15 protein-coding genes are annotated in these 16759 nt (G+C 71.8%); 11 read left to right on the top strand and 4 right to left on the bottom strand.

The features are described 5' to 3' along the window. Nucleotides 1–145: 145 nt before the first annotated feature. Nucleotides 146–1117 (top strand): Bro-N domain-containing protein, encoded by a 972-nt coding sequence (locus ACGFYP_RS08005; RefSeq protein WP_393487858.1) that lies wholly within the window; start codon nt 146–148, stop codon nt 1115–1117. On the opposite strand, the gene ACGFYP_RS08000 is transcribed toward ACGFYP_RS08005, so the two are convergent. Next, complete coding sequence (locus ACGFYP_RS08000) at nt 1102–1515, bottom strand: hypothetical protein (protein WP_393487855.1); 414 nt, start codon at nt 1513–1515, stop codon at nt 1102–1104. The genes ACGFYP_RS08005 and ACGFYP_RS08000 overlap by 16 nt on opposite strands. An 11-nt stretch (nt 1516–1526) precedes the next feature. Between ACGFYP_RS08000 and ACGFYP_RS07995 the strand changes: the two genes are divergently transcribed. The 9 genes from ACGFYP_RS07995 (at nt 1527) to ACGFYP_RS07955 (ending at nt 12038) form a co-directional block, all read left to right on the top strand. Further along, entirely contained in the window at nt 1527–2408 is an 882-nt protein-coding gene (locus ACGFYP_RS07995; RefSeq protein ID WP_393487853.1) for a DUF2797 domain-containing protein, read from the top strand. A 78-nt stretch (nt 2409–2486) separates the two neighbouring features. After that, on the top strand, nt 2487–2819 hold the full coding sequence (locus tag ACGFYP_RS07990) for an antibiotic biosynthesis monooxygenase family protein (protein ID WP_393487849.1): 333 nt from the start codon (nt 2487–2489) through the stop codon (nt 2817–2819). Beyond that, complete coding sequence (locus ACGFYP_RS07985) at nt 2809–3753, top strand: amidohydrolase family protein (protein WP_393487847.1); 945 nt, start codon at nt 2809–2811, stop codon at nt 3751–3753. The genes ACGFYP_RS07990 and ACGFYP_RS07985 overlap by 11 nt, the downstream gene beginning before the upstream one ends. 40 nt (nt 3754–3793) lie before the next feature. Further along, the gene (locus tag ACGFYP_RS07980) at nt 3794–4531 is read left to right on the top strand and encodes a response regulator transcription factor (protein ID WP_393487845.1); all 738 of its coding nucleotides are present in this window, start codon (nt 3794–3796) and stop codon (nt 4529–4531) included. 8 nt (nt 4532–4539) lie between these two features. After that, a complete protein-coding gene (locus ACGFYP_RS07975; protein WP_393487843.1) occupies nt 4540–6021 on the top strand; it encodes a sensor histidine kinase in 1482 nt (493 codons plus the stop codon). A gap of 166 nt (nt 6022–6187) precedes the next feature. Continuing rightward, nucleotides 6188–7447 carry a glycosyltransferase gene (locus ACGFYP_RS07970; RefSeq protein ID WP_393487840.1) on the top strand — a complete coding sequence of 420 codons (1260 nt, stop codon included), beginning with the start codon at nt 6188–6190 and terminating at the stop codon, nt 7445–7447. Continuing rightward, a complete protein-coding gene (locus ACGFYP_RS07965) occupies nt 7444–9621 on the top strand; it encodes an ArnT family glycosyltransferase (protein ID WP_393487837.1) in 2178 nt (725 codons plus the stop codon). Before ACGFYP_RS07970 ends, ACGFYP_RS07965 begins: the two co-directional genes overlap by 4 nt. Before the next feature lie 76 nt (nt 9622–9697). Continuing rightward, nucleotides 9698–11212, top strand: coding sequence for an MFS transporter (locus tag ACGFYP_RS07960; protein WP_393487834.1), 1515 nt, complete (start codon nt 9698–9700; stop codon nt 11210–11212). A 46-nt stretch (nt 11213–11258) separates the two neighbouring features. Continuing rightward, on the top strand, nt 11259–12038 hold the full coding sequence (locus ACGFYP_RS07955) for a TetR/AcrR family transcriptional regulator (RefSeq protein WP_393489085.1): 780 nt from the start codon (nt 11259–11261) through the stop codon (nt 12036–12038). 91 nt (nt 12039–12129) lie between these two features. Here ACGFYP_RS07955 and ACGFYP_RS07950 read toward each other — a convergent pair whose 3' ends face one another. After that, entirely contained in the window at nt 12130–13731 is a 1602-nt protein-coding gene (locus tag ACGFYP_RS07950; RefSeq protein ID WP_393487831.1) for an MDR family MFS transporter, read from the bottom strand. A 15-nt stretch (nt 13732–13746) separates the two neighbouring features. After that, entirely contained in the window at nt 13747–14190 is a 444-nt protein-coding gene (locus tag ACGFYP_RS07945) for a MarR family transcriptional regulator (protein WP_361957853.1), read from the bottom strand. 235 nt (nt 14191–14425) lie between these two features. Between ACGFYP_RS07945 and ACGFYP_RS07940 the strand changes: the two genes are divergently transcribed. Next, the gene (locus ACGFYP_RS07940; protein ID WP_393487827.1) at nt 14426–14656 is read left to right on the top strand and encodes a hypothetical protein; all 231 of its coding nucleotides are present in this window, start codon (nt 14426–14428) and stop codon (nt 14654–14656) included. Between the two features lie 98 nt (nt 14657–14754). Here the strand turns inward: ACGFYP_RS07940 and ACGFYP_RS07935 are convergent, their stop codons facing one another. Beyond that, the gene (locus ACGFYP_RS07935) at nt 14755–16671 is read right to left on the bottom strand and encodes a calcium-binding protein (RefSeq protein WP_393487824.1); all 1917 of its coding nucleotides are present in this window, start codon (nt 16669–16671) and stop codon (nt 14755–14757) included. Nucleotides 16672–16759 lie beyond the last annotated feature (88 nt).

Here is a 16759-nt window from a genome sequence, read left to right as displayed (position 1 = left end):
ACATGGCTCCACGACGACGGGCTCGGCGCCCCGCGGATCCGCGGGGAATCGCTGGCCCCCCGTTCTTCTTTTGGGTGAACGTCCGGTCATTCCATGACATTTGAATATGCCATCGGCCTAGCTTCCCTGCTGGAGGTGATGCTCGATGGACGAGTACCAGCACGAGTACGGGCGTGACGAGGACGGCGAGAACGAGTGCGCGCAGCGGGACGCCATCGACATCGGTGACTTCGTGTTCGCCGCGACCGGTACGCGCGTGCGGCGGCTGACGATGCCGGACGGGACGCACTGGTTCCCCGCCGTCGAGGTCGCCAGGCAGTTGGGGTACGCCAACGCCCGGCAGGCGGTCCTCGCGCATGTGGAGGGGGCGCGGCAGCGGGTTCTCGGTGAGCTCGTGCGCGGTGTCCGTGGAGCGGACGTCGCGCGCGAGCTCGCCGGGCGCGGGCTGCGGAAGTCCGTGAAGATGGTCGACCTCCAAGGGCTCGTCCAGCTCGTCACCGCCGGCACCAAGCCCGCCTGCGCGCCCTTCAAGGCCTGGGTCTCCGAGGTCGTCGCCGCCATCCAGCGCGACGGGTCCTACGGGCTCGAACCCTCGCCCGCGCACTGGGGGTACGTCCTTCCGCCCGAGATCGTCGACATCGTCGTCCGGCTGGAGGCGAGCGATCTCGTCCCGCCGGGAGCGGGGCCCACCGTCCCCCCGCAGCGCGACGGCCACCACCTCTCGGCCCGCGCGCTCCTCGCCTCCTGGCAGGCCGACCATCTCGCCCCGGTCGCAGACCAGCCCGAAGACCAGTCCGCGGATCAGTCCCCAGACCAGCCCGAAGACCAGTCCCCAGACCAGTCCGCGGATCAGTCCCCAGACCAGTCCCCAGACCAGCCCGCCAGCCGGTCCGGACGCGTCGACGTGCGCGACATGCGCGACGTTCACGCCGTCGCCGCCTGTCTCGCCCCCGCGCTCGTGCGCGGCGGTGCCCGGTACCGGCTGGAGGAGATCGCCCGGCGCACCGGGCTCGCCGTCGAGCGCGTACGGGACTGCGTCGGGCTGCTCGTCGAGCGCGGGTGCGTCCGGGAGAGCCCCGTCGCCGCCGACGGGGCGCGGATCTACCTGCTGCCGTAGCCGGGGACCGCCACCACCTGGTCCGCGTCCGCGTACACGATCCGGCCCGGCGCCGGGGACTCCAGGCGTACGCAGGGGACCCCGTGCGCCGACAGGATGTCCAGGTACGGGAGGACCCGCGTCAGCAGGCCGGTCGCCGTCGAGCGGAACCAGGCCGCCGCCCCCGGGTTCAGCGTCGCGTCGTAGACCGACGGGTCGACCGTCGTCGGGTTCGTGACGTGCGTGTCGTACCAGTCGTTCGACGCCCGCCACACCGCGTGCTCCGACGCCGACAGCCTGCCCTCCCGCGCCAGCCCGTTCGCCAGGGCGAAGACGCCGGGGAAGTGGCCCCGTGCGCTACGGGTCGGGGACTGGAAGCGGACGTAGAGGAGACTGGGGAGTCCGGGGAGACTGGACACCCGACGAGAGTATGAGGAGCGCGCGCGTGGTGTGGCGGTGTGCCGGAATGCGGTGGAGCGGGGGCGTGCCCGGGCTTCGGTGGGAGGGCGGACGTGTGTCCCGGCTCTCGTACGGGCAGCGGCTCGCCTTCCGTGCCGTCGGGTCGCGGCTCTGTCCCGGCGCCCGCGGCAACCCCTGCCCGCTCGCCGCGACCGTCCCCGCCCGTGCCACCGGCGGCCAGTGCCCCGAGTGCGCGCGGCTCGACCGGGCCCACTCCGTCGCCGCCGACACCCTCGCCGACGACCCCCGGCCGTACCGCGTGTACCTCGCGTGGTTCGGGCCCGGCATGACCAAGGTCGGGATCACCGCCGAGGAGCGCGGTGACGCCCGTCTCCTGGAGCAGGGCGCCGTCGCCTTCTGCTGGCTGGGGCGCGGGCCGCTCATGGCCGCCCGTCGCACGGAGGAGGTGCTGCGGCACGCCCTGAAGGTGCCCGACCGGATCCCGTACGACCGTAAGCGCGCCGTCCGGCACGACCTGCCCGTCCCCGACGCGCGCCGCCGCGAGATCGAGGAGCTGTACGGGCGGGCCACCGCCCTCGCCGGGTGGACCGAGACCCTGGAACGGCTGGAGTTCCGCGCGTACGACCACGGCGAGGCGTTCGGGCTCGACGGCCTGCCCCCGCTCACCGGCACCGTCACCGAGCTCGTCGACGACGGGGTCGTCGCCGGGCGCCTCCTCGCCGCCGCCGGTCCCGACCTGCACCTTCTCGACTCCGAGGGGCGCTGCCTCGCCCTCGACACCCGACTCGTGCGGGGGTGGGCGCTCGTGAACCCGGGTACCGAGACGGCCTCCGTCACGGTGCCTGTGAGGAGCGTCGACCTCGACTTCCAGGAGAGTCTCTTTCCGTCCTGACCCTCCGGAGTAAAGACTTGGATCCCTTCCGGCGGCCCGTATTTACATGCGCACCCCGCCCGGCGGAGGGTGATCCACATGACCCCGAACCTGGTGGCGGGCCTCGAACCGCCCTACTACACCGCTGTCTTCACCTCGATCCGTCCCGAGGCCCCCGAGGGGTACGCCGAGACCGGCGCCCGTATGCAGGAGATCGTCAGCGGCCTCCCCGGCTTCCTCGGGTACGAGTCCGCCCGCACCCCCGGCGGCATCGCCATCTCCGTCGCGTACTTCCGCGACCTGCCCTCCCTCGACGCCTGGCGGGACAACGCCGAGCACCAGGCCGCGAAGCGGCGCGGCCGGGAGGAGTGGTACGAGAGCTACAGCCTCCACATCGGCAAGGTCGAGCGGAGCTACGGCTTTGAGCGCTGAGACAGCACAGGAGGGCGAGACGCCACGGGAGTTCGCCGTACGGCTCGGTATCCCGGGGCTCGTCGACGTCCACACGCACTTCATGCCCCAGAACGTCCTCGACAAGGTCTGGGCCTACTTCGACGCCGTCGGCCCCCCGACCGGCACCGAGTGGCCCATCACCTACCGCGAGGAGGAGGACCGCCGGGTCGCGCTCCTGCGGGAGTTCGGTGTCCTCGCCTTCACCTCGATGCTCTACCCGCACAAGGCCGGCATGGCCGAGTGGCTCAACAGCTGGGCCGCCGACTTCGCCGCCCGCACGCCCGACTGCCTCCACACCGCCACCCTCTACCCCGAGCCCGGCGCGACCGGATACGTCCGCCGGGCGGTCGAATCCGGCGCCCGCGTCTTCAAGGTGCACCTTCAGGTCGGCGACTTCGATCCGAACGAGGAGGCTCTCGACGACAGTTGGGGACTCCTCGCCGACGCCCGCGTGCCCGTCGTCATCCACTGCGGTTCCGGGCCCGCCCCCGGCAAGTTCACCGGGCCCGGGCCCGTCGGACGGCTCCTCGCCCGGCACCCCCGGCTGCGGCTCGTCGTCGCCCACATGGGGATGCCGGAGTACACCGACTTCCTCGACCTCGCCGAGCGGTACGACGGCGTCCTTCTGGACACCACCATGGCCTTCACCGACTTCAGCGAACGCCTCGCGCCCTTCCCGGCCGCCGAGCTTCCCCGGCTACGCGAACTCCAGGGCCGCATTCTCCTCGGGTCCGACTTTCCCAACATCCCCTACCCGTACGTCCATCAGCTCCACGCACTCGAACGCCTCGGCCTCGGCGACGACTGGCTGCGGCGCGTCCTGTACGAGAACGGGGCCGCGCTGTTCCCCGATCTTTCTCAGGGGCCCGATGTTCCCCAGGGTCCCGATCTTTCTCAGGGAATTCACAGGTAACGGAAAGGGAGATCTCAGTACGTCCCTCCAGCGTGGTCGTATGACCGCGACCAAGCCCCAGGGGCGTACCGACATGCTCCGGCCCGACGGTTCCGCCGTCCGCGTCCTCGTCGTGGACGACGAGGCCTCGCTCGCCGAGCTGCTCTCCATGGCCCTGCGCTACGAGGGCTGGCAGGTCGACAGCGCGGGCGACGGCGCCGGAGCCCTGCGCGTGGCCCGGGCGTTCCGGCCCGACGCCGTGGTCCTCGACGTGATGCTCCCGGACATCGACGGGCTCTCCCTCCTCGGCCGGCTCCGGCGCGAGCTGCCCGAGGTGCCGGTGCTCTTCCTGACCGCCAAGGACGCCGTCGAGGACCGGATCGCCGGGCTCACCGCCGGCGGCGACGACTACGTCACCAAGCCGTTCAGCCTGGAGGAGGTCGTGGCGCGGCTGCGCGGTCTGATCCGGCGGTCCGGCGCCGCGCAGGCGCGCAGCGAGTCGGTGCTCGTCGTCGGGGACCTGACCCTGGACGAGGACAGCCACGAGGTCACGCGCGGCGGCGACTCCATCCACCTCACCGCGACCGAGTTCGAGCTGCTCCGCTACCTGATGCGCAATCCGCGCCGGGTGCTCAGCAAGGCGCAGATCCTCGACCGGGTGTGGTCGTACGACTTCGGAGGCCAGGCCAACGTCGTCGAGCTGTACATCTCCTACCTGCGCCGGAAGATCGACGCCGGGCGCGCCCCGATGATCCACACCCGGCGCGGTGCGGGCTATCTGATCAAGCCGGGGGAGTAGGCCGTCCGATGTTCCGGTCGCCCCGGTCGTGGTCCCTCCGGACGCGGCTCGTCGTCTCCGCCGTCACCCTCATCGCGATCGTCTCCGCCGTCATCGGGACGGTGACGACGATCGCGTTCCGTTCGTACCTGTACGACCAGGCCGACGGGCAGCTGCAGAACGTCTCCGCGCGCGCCCAGGGCCCGCCGCCCTCGATCCGTGCGACCGGGGACCCGGGCCGTGACCCGCTGGCCTTCGTCCTCGGGCCAGGCGCCCCGCTCGGTACGGTCGGCGCCGTCGTCGTGGACGGCGGCACGCTGGGCGAGGCCGACCGTTCCGTCGAGGTGCAGCAGGCCGGGTACGGGCCGAAGGCCACCAGCAGCCCGCTCGACGAGACGCAGCGCGCCGCGCTCGCCTCCGCGTCGCGCGACGGCCGTCCGCACACCGTGGAGCTGCCGGGGCTCGGGGACTACCGGGTCGTGTACGTCTCCGGTGTCAGCGCCGACGTCCTCGTCGGGCTGCCGCTCGACCAGCTCCAGGGCTCCCTCTCCACCCTGATCCTCGTCACGGTGAGCGTCACGGGCGCCGGTCTCGTCGCCGCCTCGCTCGCCGGGGGCGCGGTCGTCGGGATCGCGCTGCGCCCGCTGCGGAGGGTCGCCGCGACCGCGACCCAGGTCTCCGAACTCCGCCTCCACAGCGGTGAACCGGCCCTTCACCACCGCGTTCCCGAGGCCGATCCGCGTACCGAGGTCGGGCAGGTCGGCGCGGCCATCAACCGCATGCTCGACCATGTCCACTCGGCGCTCCACGCGCGCCAGCAGAGCGAGACGCGGGTACGGCAGTTCGTCGCCGACGCCAGTCACGAGCTGCGCACCCCGCTGGCCTCGATCCGGGGCTACGCGGAGCTGACCCGGCGCGGCCGCGAGGAGTGCGGGCCCGACACCCGGCACGCGCTCGGGCGGATCGAGTCCGAGGCGACGCGGATGACGGGGCTCGTGGAGGACCTGCTGCTGCTCGCCCGGCTCGATGCCGGACGCCCGCTCTCGTACGAGAGCACCGATCTCGCGCCGCTGGTCGTGGACGCGCTCTCGGACGCCCGCGCGGCCGGTCAGGACCACAAGTGGCGGCTCGAACTGCCCGACTCCGCCGTCTCGGTACGAGCCGATGCCGCCCGCCTCCACCAGGTCCTGGTCAACCTGCTCGCCAACGCCCGTACCCACACCCCGCCCGGCACGATCGTCACCGCGCGCGTACGGGCCGAGGGCGACCGGGCCCTCGTCGAGATCGAGGACGACGGCCCCGGCATCCCGCCCGAGCTCCTCCCCGTCGTCTTCGAGCGCTTCGCCCGGGGGGACGCCTCCCGCACCCGCCATGCCGGCGGCAGCAGCAGTACCGGGCTCGGGCTCGCCATCGTCCGCGCGGTGACGGCCGCCCACGGCGGGGACGTGACCGTGCGGAGCCGCCCGGGGGAGACCGTCTTCGCCGTGGCGCTCCCCGTGGAGCCCGCGTAGTTCCGACCGGGTCCACCCCGACCGGGTCCACCCCGACCGGGTCCCCGACCGGGTCCACCCCGACCGGGTCCACCCCGACCGGGTCCCACCCGTCCGGACTCGACTCATAGGCAGGGCACAGGCTCATCACACAGCCGTGACAGCCGCCCTGGCGAGGGTCTGTGCCATGCGAACCCAAACGATCGCGGGCAGCCTCCCCGCCCGGGACCACCTGCCCGTGGGGACGGCAGGGCGGCCCGTCCTCGATGTGGTGATCCCTGTCTACAACGAGGAGAAGGACCTGGAGCCGTGCGTCCTGCGGCTCCACGACCACCTCACCCGCACCTTCCCGTACGGCTTCCGCGTCACGATCGCCGACAACGCCTCCACCGACCGGACCCCCGAGGTCGCGGCCGCCCTGGCGGAGAAGCTGCCGGAGGTGCGGTCCGTACGGCTCGATCAGAAGGGGCGCGGCCGGGCGCTGCGTACGGTCTGGTCGCACTCGGACGCGCCCGTCCTCGCGTACATGGACGTGGACCTGTCCACCGACCTCAACGCGCTCCTCCCCCTCGTCGCGCCGCTCATCTCCGGCCACTCCGACCTCGCGATCGGCTCCCGGCTCGCCCGTTCCTCGCGGGTCGTGCGCGGGCCGAAGCGGGAGTTCATCTCGCGCGCCTACAACCTGATCCTGCGCGGCTCGCTCGCCGCCCGGTTCTCCGACGCGCAGTGCGGCTTCAAGGCCATACGGGGCGAGGTCGCCGAGCGCCTGCTGCCGATGGTCGAGGACACGGGCTGGTTCTTCGACACCGAGATGCTCGTCCTCGCCGAGCGCGCCGGGCTCCGCATCCACGAGGTGCCCGTGGACTGGGTCGACGATCCCGACTCCACCGTCCACATCGTGAAGACCGCGACCGACGACCTGAAGGGCGTCTGGCGGGTCGGCCGGGCGCTCGCCACCGGCTCCCTGCCGCTCGACCGGCTCGCCCGGCCCTTCGGCGACGACCCGCGCGACCGCCAACTGGTGGGCGTACCGGGCGGACTGGCCCGGCAGCTCGTCGGCTTCTGTGTCGTCGGCGTGATGTCCACCCTCTTCTACCTCGCGCTCTACTCGGCCTTCCGGCTCGGCGTGGGCTCCCAATTCGCCAACGCGGCCGCCCTGTTGGTCTCCGCCGTCGCCAACACGGCCGCCAACCGGCGCCTCACCTTCGGCGTACGCGGCCGGGACCGGGCCGTCCGCCACCAGGCGCAGGGGCTCGTCGTCTTCGGCATCGGCCTGGCCCTGACCAGCGGCTCGCTCGCCGCGCTCGGGGCGGCCACCGGCGACCCGGCGCACTCCACCGAACTCGCCGTCCTCATCGTGGCCAACCTCGCCGCGACCGTCGTCCGCTTCCTCCTCTTCCGGCTCTGGGTCTTCCCGGACACCTCCCTCTCAAGGAACACCCGATGACCACGACCACGTACGACACGGCGACACCAGCGGCCCACGGGGCGCACGCCGCGCCGTCCGGCCGCCGCCTCGCCCGCCTCTGGCGCGGCCGGACGGAGGACGCGCCCTGGGTACGCCCCGCCTTCCTCGCCCTCCTCGCCGTCACCACCGCGCTCTACGTCTGGAACCTGAGCGCCTCCGGCTACGCCAACTCCTTCTACTCCGCCGCCGTCCAGGCAGGCGGCGAGAGCTGGAAGGCCTTCTTCTTCGGCTCGCTCGACGCGGCCAACGCCATCACCGTCGACAAGCCGCCGGCCGCGCTCTGGCCGATGGCGCTGTCCGTGCGCCTCTTCGGGCTCGGCTCCTGGCAGATCCTGCTGCCCGAGGTGCTGATGGGGGTGGCGACCGTCGCCGTCCTCTACGGGGCGGTTCGGCGCAGGTTCGGCGCGGGCGCCGGGCTGATCGCGGGCGTGGTCCTCGCGCTCACCCCGGTGGCGGCGCTGATGTTCCGCTTCAACAACCCGGACGCGCTGCTCGTGCTGCTGATGACCGTCGCGGTGTACTGCGTCCTGCGGGCCCTGGAGGACGCGAGGAGCGGCACGAAGTGGCTGGTGTGGGCCGGGGTCGCGTTCGGTCTCGCGTTCCTCGCCAAGACGCTCCAGGCGTTCCTGATCCTGCCGCCGCTCGCGCTCGTGCACGCGGTGTGCGCGCCGGCCGGGCTGGGCCGCAGGCTCGGTCAACTGGCCCTCGGCGGGCTCGCGATGATCGTCTCGGCCGGCTGGTGGGTGGCCGTCGTCGAGCTGTGGCCCTCGGCCTCCCGGCCGTACATCGGAGGCTCGCAGAACAACAGCTTCCTCGAGCTCACCTTCGGCTACAACGGGCTCGGCAGGATCAACGGCAACGAGGTCGGCAGCGTCGGGGGCGGTGGTGCCGGTGGCGGTCCTGGCGGTGCCGGTGGTGGTGGCGGTGGCCGCTGGGGCGAGACCGGCATCGGGCGGATGTTCAACGACGCCGTCGGCGGCCAGATCTCCTGGCTGCTGCCCGCCGCGCTGCTCCTGCTGGTGGCCGGTCTTGTGATCACCTGGCGTTCGTCCCGCACGGACACGGCCAGGTCCGCGTTCCTGGTCTGGGGCGGTTCGCTGCTGATCACGCTGGCCGTGTTCAGCTTCATGGCCGGCATCTTCCACGAGTACTACACGGTGGCCCTGGCCCCGTACATCGCCGCGCTCGTCGGCATGGGCGCGAGCGTCCTGTGGGAGGAGCGGGGCCGGTTCCTCGCCTCCGCGGCCCTCGCGGTGACGGTCGCGGCGACGGCGGTCTGGGCGTACGTCCTGCTCGGCCGGACGCCCGACTGGCTGCCGTGGCTGCGCTGGACGGTCCTGGTCGCGGGTTCGGTCGCCGCGCTCGGGCTGCTGCTCGCGGGGCGGCTCGACCGGCGGATCGGGCTCGGGCTCGCGGGCCTCGGTCTGGCGGCGGGGCTCGCGGCGCCGTTCGCGTACACCCTGGAAACGCTGAGCACCGGCCACCAGGGCTCGATCGTGACCGCCGGGCCTGCGGGCGGGCGCGGTATGGGCATGGGCGGCGGCGGGACGGGCGGTCGCGCGCCGGGTGGTGACGACGGCATGCGGATGGACGGAGGCCGGGGTCAGGGTCAGGGCCAGGGGCAGGGACCGGGCGGCATGGCCCCTGGTGGTCAGGGCCAGCCCCAAGGTCAGACTCCCGGCGGCACCCCGCCCCAGGGCGTGGAGCGCGGAGGCGCCCGTGGCGGTGGCGGCATGGGCGGTCTCCTCGGCGGAGCCTCCGTCGGCTCCCAGGCCAAGGCCGCGCTGCTCGCCGACGCCGACGCGTACACCTGGGTCGCGGCCGCGATCGGCGCGCAGAACGCCGCCAGCTATCAGCTCGCCACCGAGAAGCCCGTGATGGCCATCGGCGGATTCAACGGCAGCGACCCGTCCCCGACCCTCGCCCAGTTCAAGCAGTACGTCGCCCAGGGAAAGATCCACTACTTCATCGGTGGCGGAGGCGGAATGGGCGGAACCGGCGGCGAAACGGCCGGAGGCGGAATGGGCGGAGGCGGCGGCATGGGTGGCGGCATGGGCGGCGGCTCCGAGATCTCCAGCTGGGTCGCGGCCACCTTCCAGGAGGTCACCGTCGACGGCGCCCCCCTGTACGACCTGACGGCCCCGAAGAAGTAATCGCTATACAGCGTATGGGAGACCCTTGTACGGTGTACGAGCTCAAGCCCCGTACACCGTACAAGGAGTGCTGTCCATGACGGCGACGACCACCGAGTCCTCACCCCCAGCCGCCGCAGGCGGCCACCCGCAGCGCTGGCTGATCCTCGGCGTCATCTGCCTGGCCCAGCTCACCGTGCTGCTCGACAACACCGTCCTCAGCGTCGCCATCCCCTCGCTGACCTCGGAGCTCCACGCCTCCACCAGCGACATCCAGTGGATGATCAACGCCTACTCGCTCGTCCAGTCCGGCCTGCTGCTCACCGCCGGAAACGCCGCCGACCGCTACGGCCGCAAGAAGCTCCTCGCCGTCGGTCTCGCGCTCTTCGGCCTCGGTTCGCTCGCCGCCGGACTCGCCGAGTCCACCGGCCAGCTGATCGCCGCCCGCGCCGGCATGGGCGTCGGCGGCGCACTGCTCATGACCACCACGCTCGCCGTCGTCATGCAGATCTTCGACGACTCCGAGCGGGTCAAGGCCATCGCCCTCTGGTCCACCGTCAGCTCGCTCGGCTTCGCCGCGGGACCGCTGATCGGCGGCGTGATCCTCAATCACTACTGGTGGGGAATGATCTTCCTCATCAACATTCCGGTGGCGCTCATCGGCCTCGTCGCCGTCCTCAAGCTCGTACCGGAGTCGAAGAACCCGCAGGGCGACCGCCCCGACCTGCTGGGCGCGCTGCTCTCCACCATCGGCATGGTGGCGGTCGTCTACGCGATCATCACCGGCCCCGAGCACGGCTGGACCTCCGCCGAGGTGCTGGTCCCGGCCGCCGTCGGTGTCGTCGTCCTCGGCGCCTTCGCGCTGTGGGAGCTGCGCATCCCGTATCCGATGCTCGACATGCACTTCTTCCGGAACCAGAAGTTCATCGGTGCCATCGGTGGTTCGCTGCTCGTCGTCTTCGGCATGGGCGGCTCGCTCTTCCTCCTCACCCAGCACCTGCAGTTCGTCCTCGGCTACGAGCCGCTGGAGGCCGGTCTGCGGATGGCGCCGCTCGCGCTGACGATCGTCGGGCTCAACCTGACGGGCCTCGGCCCGCGCCTCGTCGTGAAGATCGGCACCCCGCCCGCGGTCCTGCTCGGCATGACGCTCGTCTCCGGCGGTCTGCTGTCGATCGCCGTGCTCGGCGGCGGCACGGACGGCAGCTACTGGGGCATGCTGCTCGGCCTGGTCCTGATGGGCGCGGGCATCGCGGTCTCCTCCCCGGCCATGGCCAACGCGATCATGAGCGCCATCCCGCCGGAGAAGGCGGGCGTGGGCGCCGGGATCAACGGCACCCTCGCCGAGTTCGGCAACGGCCTGGGCGTCGCCGTCCTCGGCGCCGTCCTCAACGCCCGGTTCGCGGCGCTCGTCACCGTCACCGCCGCCTCGCTGCCCGCGGCCCTCGCGGCGGCCGGCAGCGACGCCGAACGGGCGGAGATCTCCGACGCCTTCGCCTCCGGCCTGCAGACCAGCCAGCTGGTCGGCGCGATCGCCGTCTTCGCCGGTGGCCTGGTCGCCGCGGCGCTGCTGCGGAGGGCGGAGCGGTCGGAGAAGAGGGAGGCGGCTGAATAGCATGGTGGCGACGGATCGCTGACAGGTGAACTCACGGAGGAACGCGATGGTCAAGGCCGCCGATCGGGCCAAGAACCCGGCGCGTTCCAGTGTGTGGCTGGAGCAGCGCGCCCCGCGCAGCGGAGGCGGCCCGGCCGGACTCGACCGCGAACGGATCGTGACGACCGCGATCCGGATGCTGGACGAGGAGGGTCTGGCCGGCCTCTCCATGCGCAAGCTGGCGACCGAACTGGGCGTCACGGCCATGTCCCTCTACTGGTACGTGGACACCAAGGACGACATCATCGAGTTCGCCGTCGACTCCGTCTACGGCGAGATCGACCTCGCCGCCGTCGACGCCGCCGGGGGCTGGCAGGACCGGGTCCGCGTGCTCGCCCTCGACTACCGGCGGATGCTGGTGCGCCATCCGTGGATGTCGCCGCTCGCGGCCCAGTACCTGAACATCGGCCCGCACGCGATCGCCGTGGGCGGCAAGATCCAGGAGGCGGTCCGGGACACCGGCCTGTCCGTCAACCGGCAGCCGAGCGCCATGTCGGCCGTCTTCCAGTTCGTGTACGGGTACGGGACGATCGAGTCCCAGTTCGAGCGCCGGGCGGCCGAGGCCGGCATGTCGCAGGACGCCTTCTACGGCGAGGCGGTCAGCGCCTTCCGCGACGACCCGAACTTCGTGGAGGCGCTCGAACCGATGGCGGAGATCCTCGACGAGCGGGCCTCGCACGGCAGCGTCAGCGCGATCTGGGACCGCGACTTCGACTACGCCCTCGACGTGCTGGTCGCGGGCATCGAGGTGATGGCTGCGCGGGAAGCGAGTCTTCCTGAGGCGTAGGAGGAAATGACGGAGCGGCGGGCCGTCCCCTGCCCGCCGCTCCGTACTCGACCCGGCCGCGCCTCCGCTCGGAGCGCGGCCGGGAGTCTTTTCAGCTCTCCTTGGTGGTGCTGGGGCCGCTGCTGTTGCTCTTCAGGGCGACCTCCTTGATGAAGAGCGTCACCACGAAGGCGAGCAGCGCGAACGGCGCCGAGTAGAGGAAGACGTCCGCGACACCGTGTCCGTACGCGCTCTCCATGACCGTACGGATCGGGGCCGGCAGCTTGTCCATGTCCGGGATCGAGCCGGAGCCCGCCCCGCCGCCCTGGCCCATCGCCGCCGCGGCCTTCGGGCCGAGCGCGGCGATGCCGTCCTGGACGTAGTGCGTGACCCGGTTGCCGAGGACCGCGCCGAGCGCCGAGACGCCGATCGCACCGCCGAGCGAGCGGAAGAAGGTGACGACGGAGGAGGCGACGCCGAGGTCGGCCGGGGCCACCTGGTTCTGTGTGCAGAGCACCAGGTTCTGCATCATCATGCCGAGGCCGAGACCCATGACGGCCATGAAGAGCGCGATGTGCCAGTAGGCCGTGTCGTAGCGGATCGTGCCGAGCAGCCCGAGTCCGCCGGCCGTCAGGGCGCCGCCGCTGACCAGCCAGGCCTTCCAGCGGCCGGTCTTGGTGATGATCATGCCGGAGACGGTCGAGGAGACGAACAGACCGGCGATCATCGGGATGGTGAGGACGCCGGACATCGTGGGCGACTCGTTCCGGGCCAGCTGGAAGAACTGGCTGAAGAAGACCGTGCCGGCGAACATCGCGACACCCACGAAGAGCGAGGCGAGCGAGGCGAGGGTGATGGTGCGGTTGCGGAAGAGGCGGAGCGGGATGATCGGCTCGCTCGCCCTGCTCTCGACGAGGAGGAAGAGCCCGCCGAGGAGGACGGAACCGCCGACCATGACGGCCGTCTGCCAGGACATCCAGTCGTACTTGTCACCCGCGAACGTCACCCAGATCAGGAGCAGGGAGACAGCGGCGCTGATCACGAACGCGCCCGCCCAGTCGACCTTGACCTTGCGCTTCACGACCGGGAGCTTCAGCGTCTTCTGCAGGACGAGGAGGGCGATCAGCGCGAACGGCACGCCGACGTAGAAGCACCAGCGCCAGCCGAGCCAGTCCGTGTCGGTGATGACGCCGCCGAGCAGCGGGCCGCCGACGGTGGCGACGGCGAAGGTGGCGCCGAGGTAGCCGCTGTACCGCCCGCGCTCACGCGGGGCGATCATTGCGGCCAGGATGATCTGGGAGAGCGCGGTCAGACCGCCCACGCCGATGCCCTGGACGACACGGCAGGCGATGAGCATGCCGGTGCTCTGGGAGAGACCGGCGACGACCGAGCCGCCGACGTAGATGATCAGGGCTATCTGGACCAGCAGCTTCTTGGAGAAGAGGTCCGCGAGCTTGCCCCAGAGCGGGGTGGTCGCGGTCATCGACAGAAGCGCGGCGGTGACGACCCAGGTGTACGCGGACTGGCCGCCGCCGAGGTCCTTGATGATCTCCGGCAGGGCGTTGGAGACGATCGTCGAGGACAGGATGGCGACGAACATGCCGAGCAGCAGCCCGGAGAGCGCCTCCATGATCTGACGGTGTGACATGGGTGCCGCACCGTCGGAGGGGTGGCCGCCCGCCTGCGCTGGCGGGGCGGGTGTGGTCGTGGCCATGAACGTCCTTTGCTGTTACGCGTGGTGGGCCCGGCAGTCGCCGAAGGAGTCGCGGAGACGGGCGAGGAGGGTGGTGAGGAGTTCGACGTCGTCGTCGGACCAGTCCGCGAGGTTGCGGGTGAGCATCGCGGTCAGGCGCCGGTCCAGCTCGTCGAGCTTCTCCCTGCCCTCGGCGGTGAGGTGCAGGATGCGGGAGCGCCGGTCGGCGGGGTCGGGCAGCCGCTCGACCCAGCCGCGGTCGACGGCGTGGGAGACGTGGCGGCTGCTGACCGACATGTCGACCGCCATCCGCTCGGCGATCCGGCTCATCCTCATGTCCCCGTCGTGCTTGAGGAGGGCGAGGACGATGGCCGAGCCGCTGGGGCAGTCGGCGGGCAGTGAGCGGGCCATCCCGCGCTTGACCGCGCCGATGGCGCTGACCTGTCGGGCGAGGTTCTCGTACCGGTTCGGCTCGGCCACCACACGTCCCATCTTGTTGCTTAGGGCAACCATAGAGATGGATGGTTGCTCCAGGCAAACTAAATCGGTCAAACCGCGCTAAAGAATCGGTAAAGGTGGGGGTGGGGTGGGTGTGAGGCGGGTGGGGGGACCGGTGGTCGAGCGGTGGCCGACCGGTGCTGGATCCGTGCCGGAACCGGTCGCGGTACGGCCGGGGCTTGGGCGCTCCACCCGGGGTTCGCTAGTGTCCAGGCTCATGGCACACAACCCCCAAGCACCGTACGGCCAGGGCCCCGGCCCCGAGGGCAACTACGACCCCGCCGGCAGCACCCAGATGTTCCGCGCCTTCGTCGACGAGGGCCCCCAGGGCGGTGGCCGGCAGGCCGCCGTGACCCCGCAGTCCTCCGGCCCCCGCGTGGGCCTCATCGTCGGCGTGATCGCCGCGATCGTCGTCCTGGGAGCGGTGGCCTGGTTGGCCCTGGGCTAAGGCCGATGCCGAAGCCCGGCCCTGGTCGGCCGGGACCGACGTGAAACCGGCACCGGAGCCCTCCGCGGGCTCCGGTGCCGGTCGGCCGGGTCGGTCCGCTACGGGCAGCTGTTGCGGAAGTCGCCGGTGTCGGTGGAGCAGGTGTCGAAGCCCGTCCCGCCGTATGCGGCGTCGTTGCCTGCGACGCTGTCCCGGGTGTCGAGGTTGTCGTTGCCCGCGTCGCCGTTGAGGCGGTCGTTGCCGCTCTGCCCGATCAGGCGGTCGGCTCCGTTGCCGCCGTTGACCAGGTCGTTGCCCGGTCCGGCGTACACGGTGTCGTTGCCGCCGCCGCCGTTGACGGTGTCGTGGCCGCTGAGGGCGCAGATGACGTCGTTGCCGAAGGTGCCGTTGAGCGTCTCGAAGTTGCTCGTGCCGATGATCGTGCAGCCGCGGGCGTTGTTCACCGTGGTGGCCGCGTTGGCGTTGTTGTTGGCGGGTACGGGATCGGCCTCGACCGCCGCCGTCGCCACCCAGTCCGTCAGGGTGCCGGTCGCGCGCGGCTCCGCGACCACGGTGATGGTGGCCGAAGCGCCCGGGGCCAGGTTGCCCAACGGGCACGTCATCGTGGTCGGGTTGACGGTGCACGGGCCGCCCTGGCTGGGCGTGGCCGACAGCAGGGTCCCGGAGCCGCCGGTGAGCGTGTCGGAGACCGAGGCCGCGGTGGCCGTCGCCGTCGTGCTGTTGTTGGTCACCCGGATCGTGTACGTGGCCTGGTCACCGATGCTGATGGTGGCGGGCCCGGTCTTGGTCACCGAGACGTCGACGGAGGGCGGGGTCGGGGCGCCCCCGCCGCCTTCGTAACGGGCGACCGCGAAGTCGACGTTCGGCCCGCCGTTGCCGGCCGCGACGATCTTGCCGTCGGACTGCAGCGCGACCGCGCCGGCGATGTCGGCGCCGCCGAACGAGGTGGACACCCTGCCACCGGTCCCGAAGCCGGGGTCCTGAGCGCCGTCGGGGTTGTAGCGGATCAGCCCGAAGTCGCCGCCGTCGCCACCCCTGCCCGCGACGACGATCCTGCCGTCGGCCTGCACGAACCCGTCCCTGGCGGCTCCACCGGCGGTGGTCACCCTGCCGTCACCGCTGAAGCTCGTGTCCAGGCTGCCGTCGGCGAGATACCGGACCACCGCGGCGTCCGCGTCGGTGTTCCCCATGGCGACGATCTTGCCGTCGGCCTGCACCGCCACCTCCTCGGCGCCCTCGTACGCGCCGAAGTCGGTCCGCACCATGCCGTCACCGCTGAACCCGGTGTCCAGGCTGCCGTCGGCGTTGTACCGCATCACCATGAAGTCGAAGCGGGTGGTTCCCACCTCGCCGCCGACGACGACCTTGCCGTCGGACTGCAGGGAGAGGGAGAGGCCCGTGCCGCCCTCCTCCAGACTCGGGGCCGGGTCCGTGGCCACCGTGCCGTCGCCGTCGAAGCTGGGGTCCGGGGTGCCGTCCGTCAGGAGGCGGGCCGCCGCGAAGCGACCGCCGGCGTATCCGGCGGCGACGATCCTGCCGTCGGAACGCACCGCCACGTCCAGAGCCGCCGCGGGCTGGCCGAACGCGGTGAGGAAGGCGATGCCGCCGTCGCCGAACGTCGGGTCCAGACCGCCGGCGGCCGTGTAGCGGGCCACCGTGAACGTGCAGCACTCCTCGAAGCCCGTGGCGGAGCTCCCGACCACGATGATCTTGCCGTCGTCCTGGACCGCGACCGCCTCGGCGGCGTCGGTGAAGCCACCGATGTCGGTGGAGACCCTTCCACCGTCGCCGAAGGTGGGGTCAGGACTGCCGTCCGCGAGGTAGCGGGTGATCGCGAAGTTTCCGAACGAGTCCGGCGCGTCGGTGCCGACGACGACGATCCTGCCGTCGGCCTGCACCACCACGTCGTTGCCCACCTCCTCACCGCCGGCGTCGGTGAGCACCGTGCCGTCGCCCCCGAAGCCGGGATCGAGATCTCCCGGGGCGGCCAGCGCCGCTCCGGGAAGGGCGAGCACCAGCGCCAGACTCGCGACTGCCGCGAGACCACCGCGCCCCAAGGCTCTTCGCAGACCAGTGAATGTGGACATGGAGACCTCTCGGATC

Source organism: Streptomyces sp. NPDC048370 (genome assembly GCF_043200825.1).
Taxonomy (GTDB): Bacteria; Actinomycetota; Actinomycetes; order Streptomycetales; family Streptomycetaceae; genus Streptomyces.
This window is presented reverse-complemented; position numbering and strand designations above follow the sequence as displayed.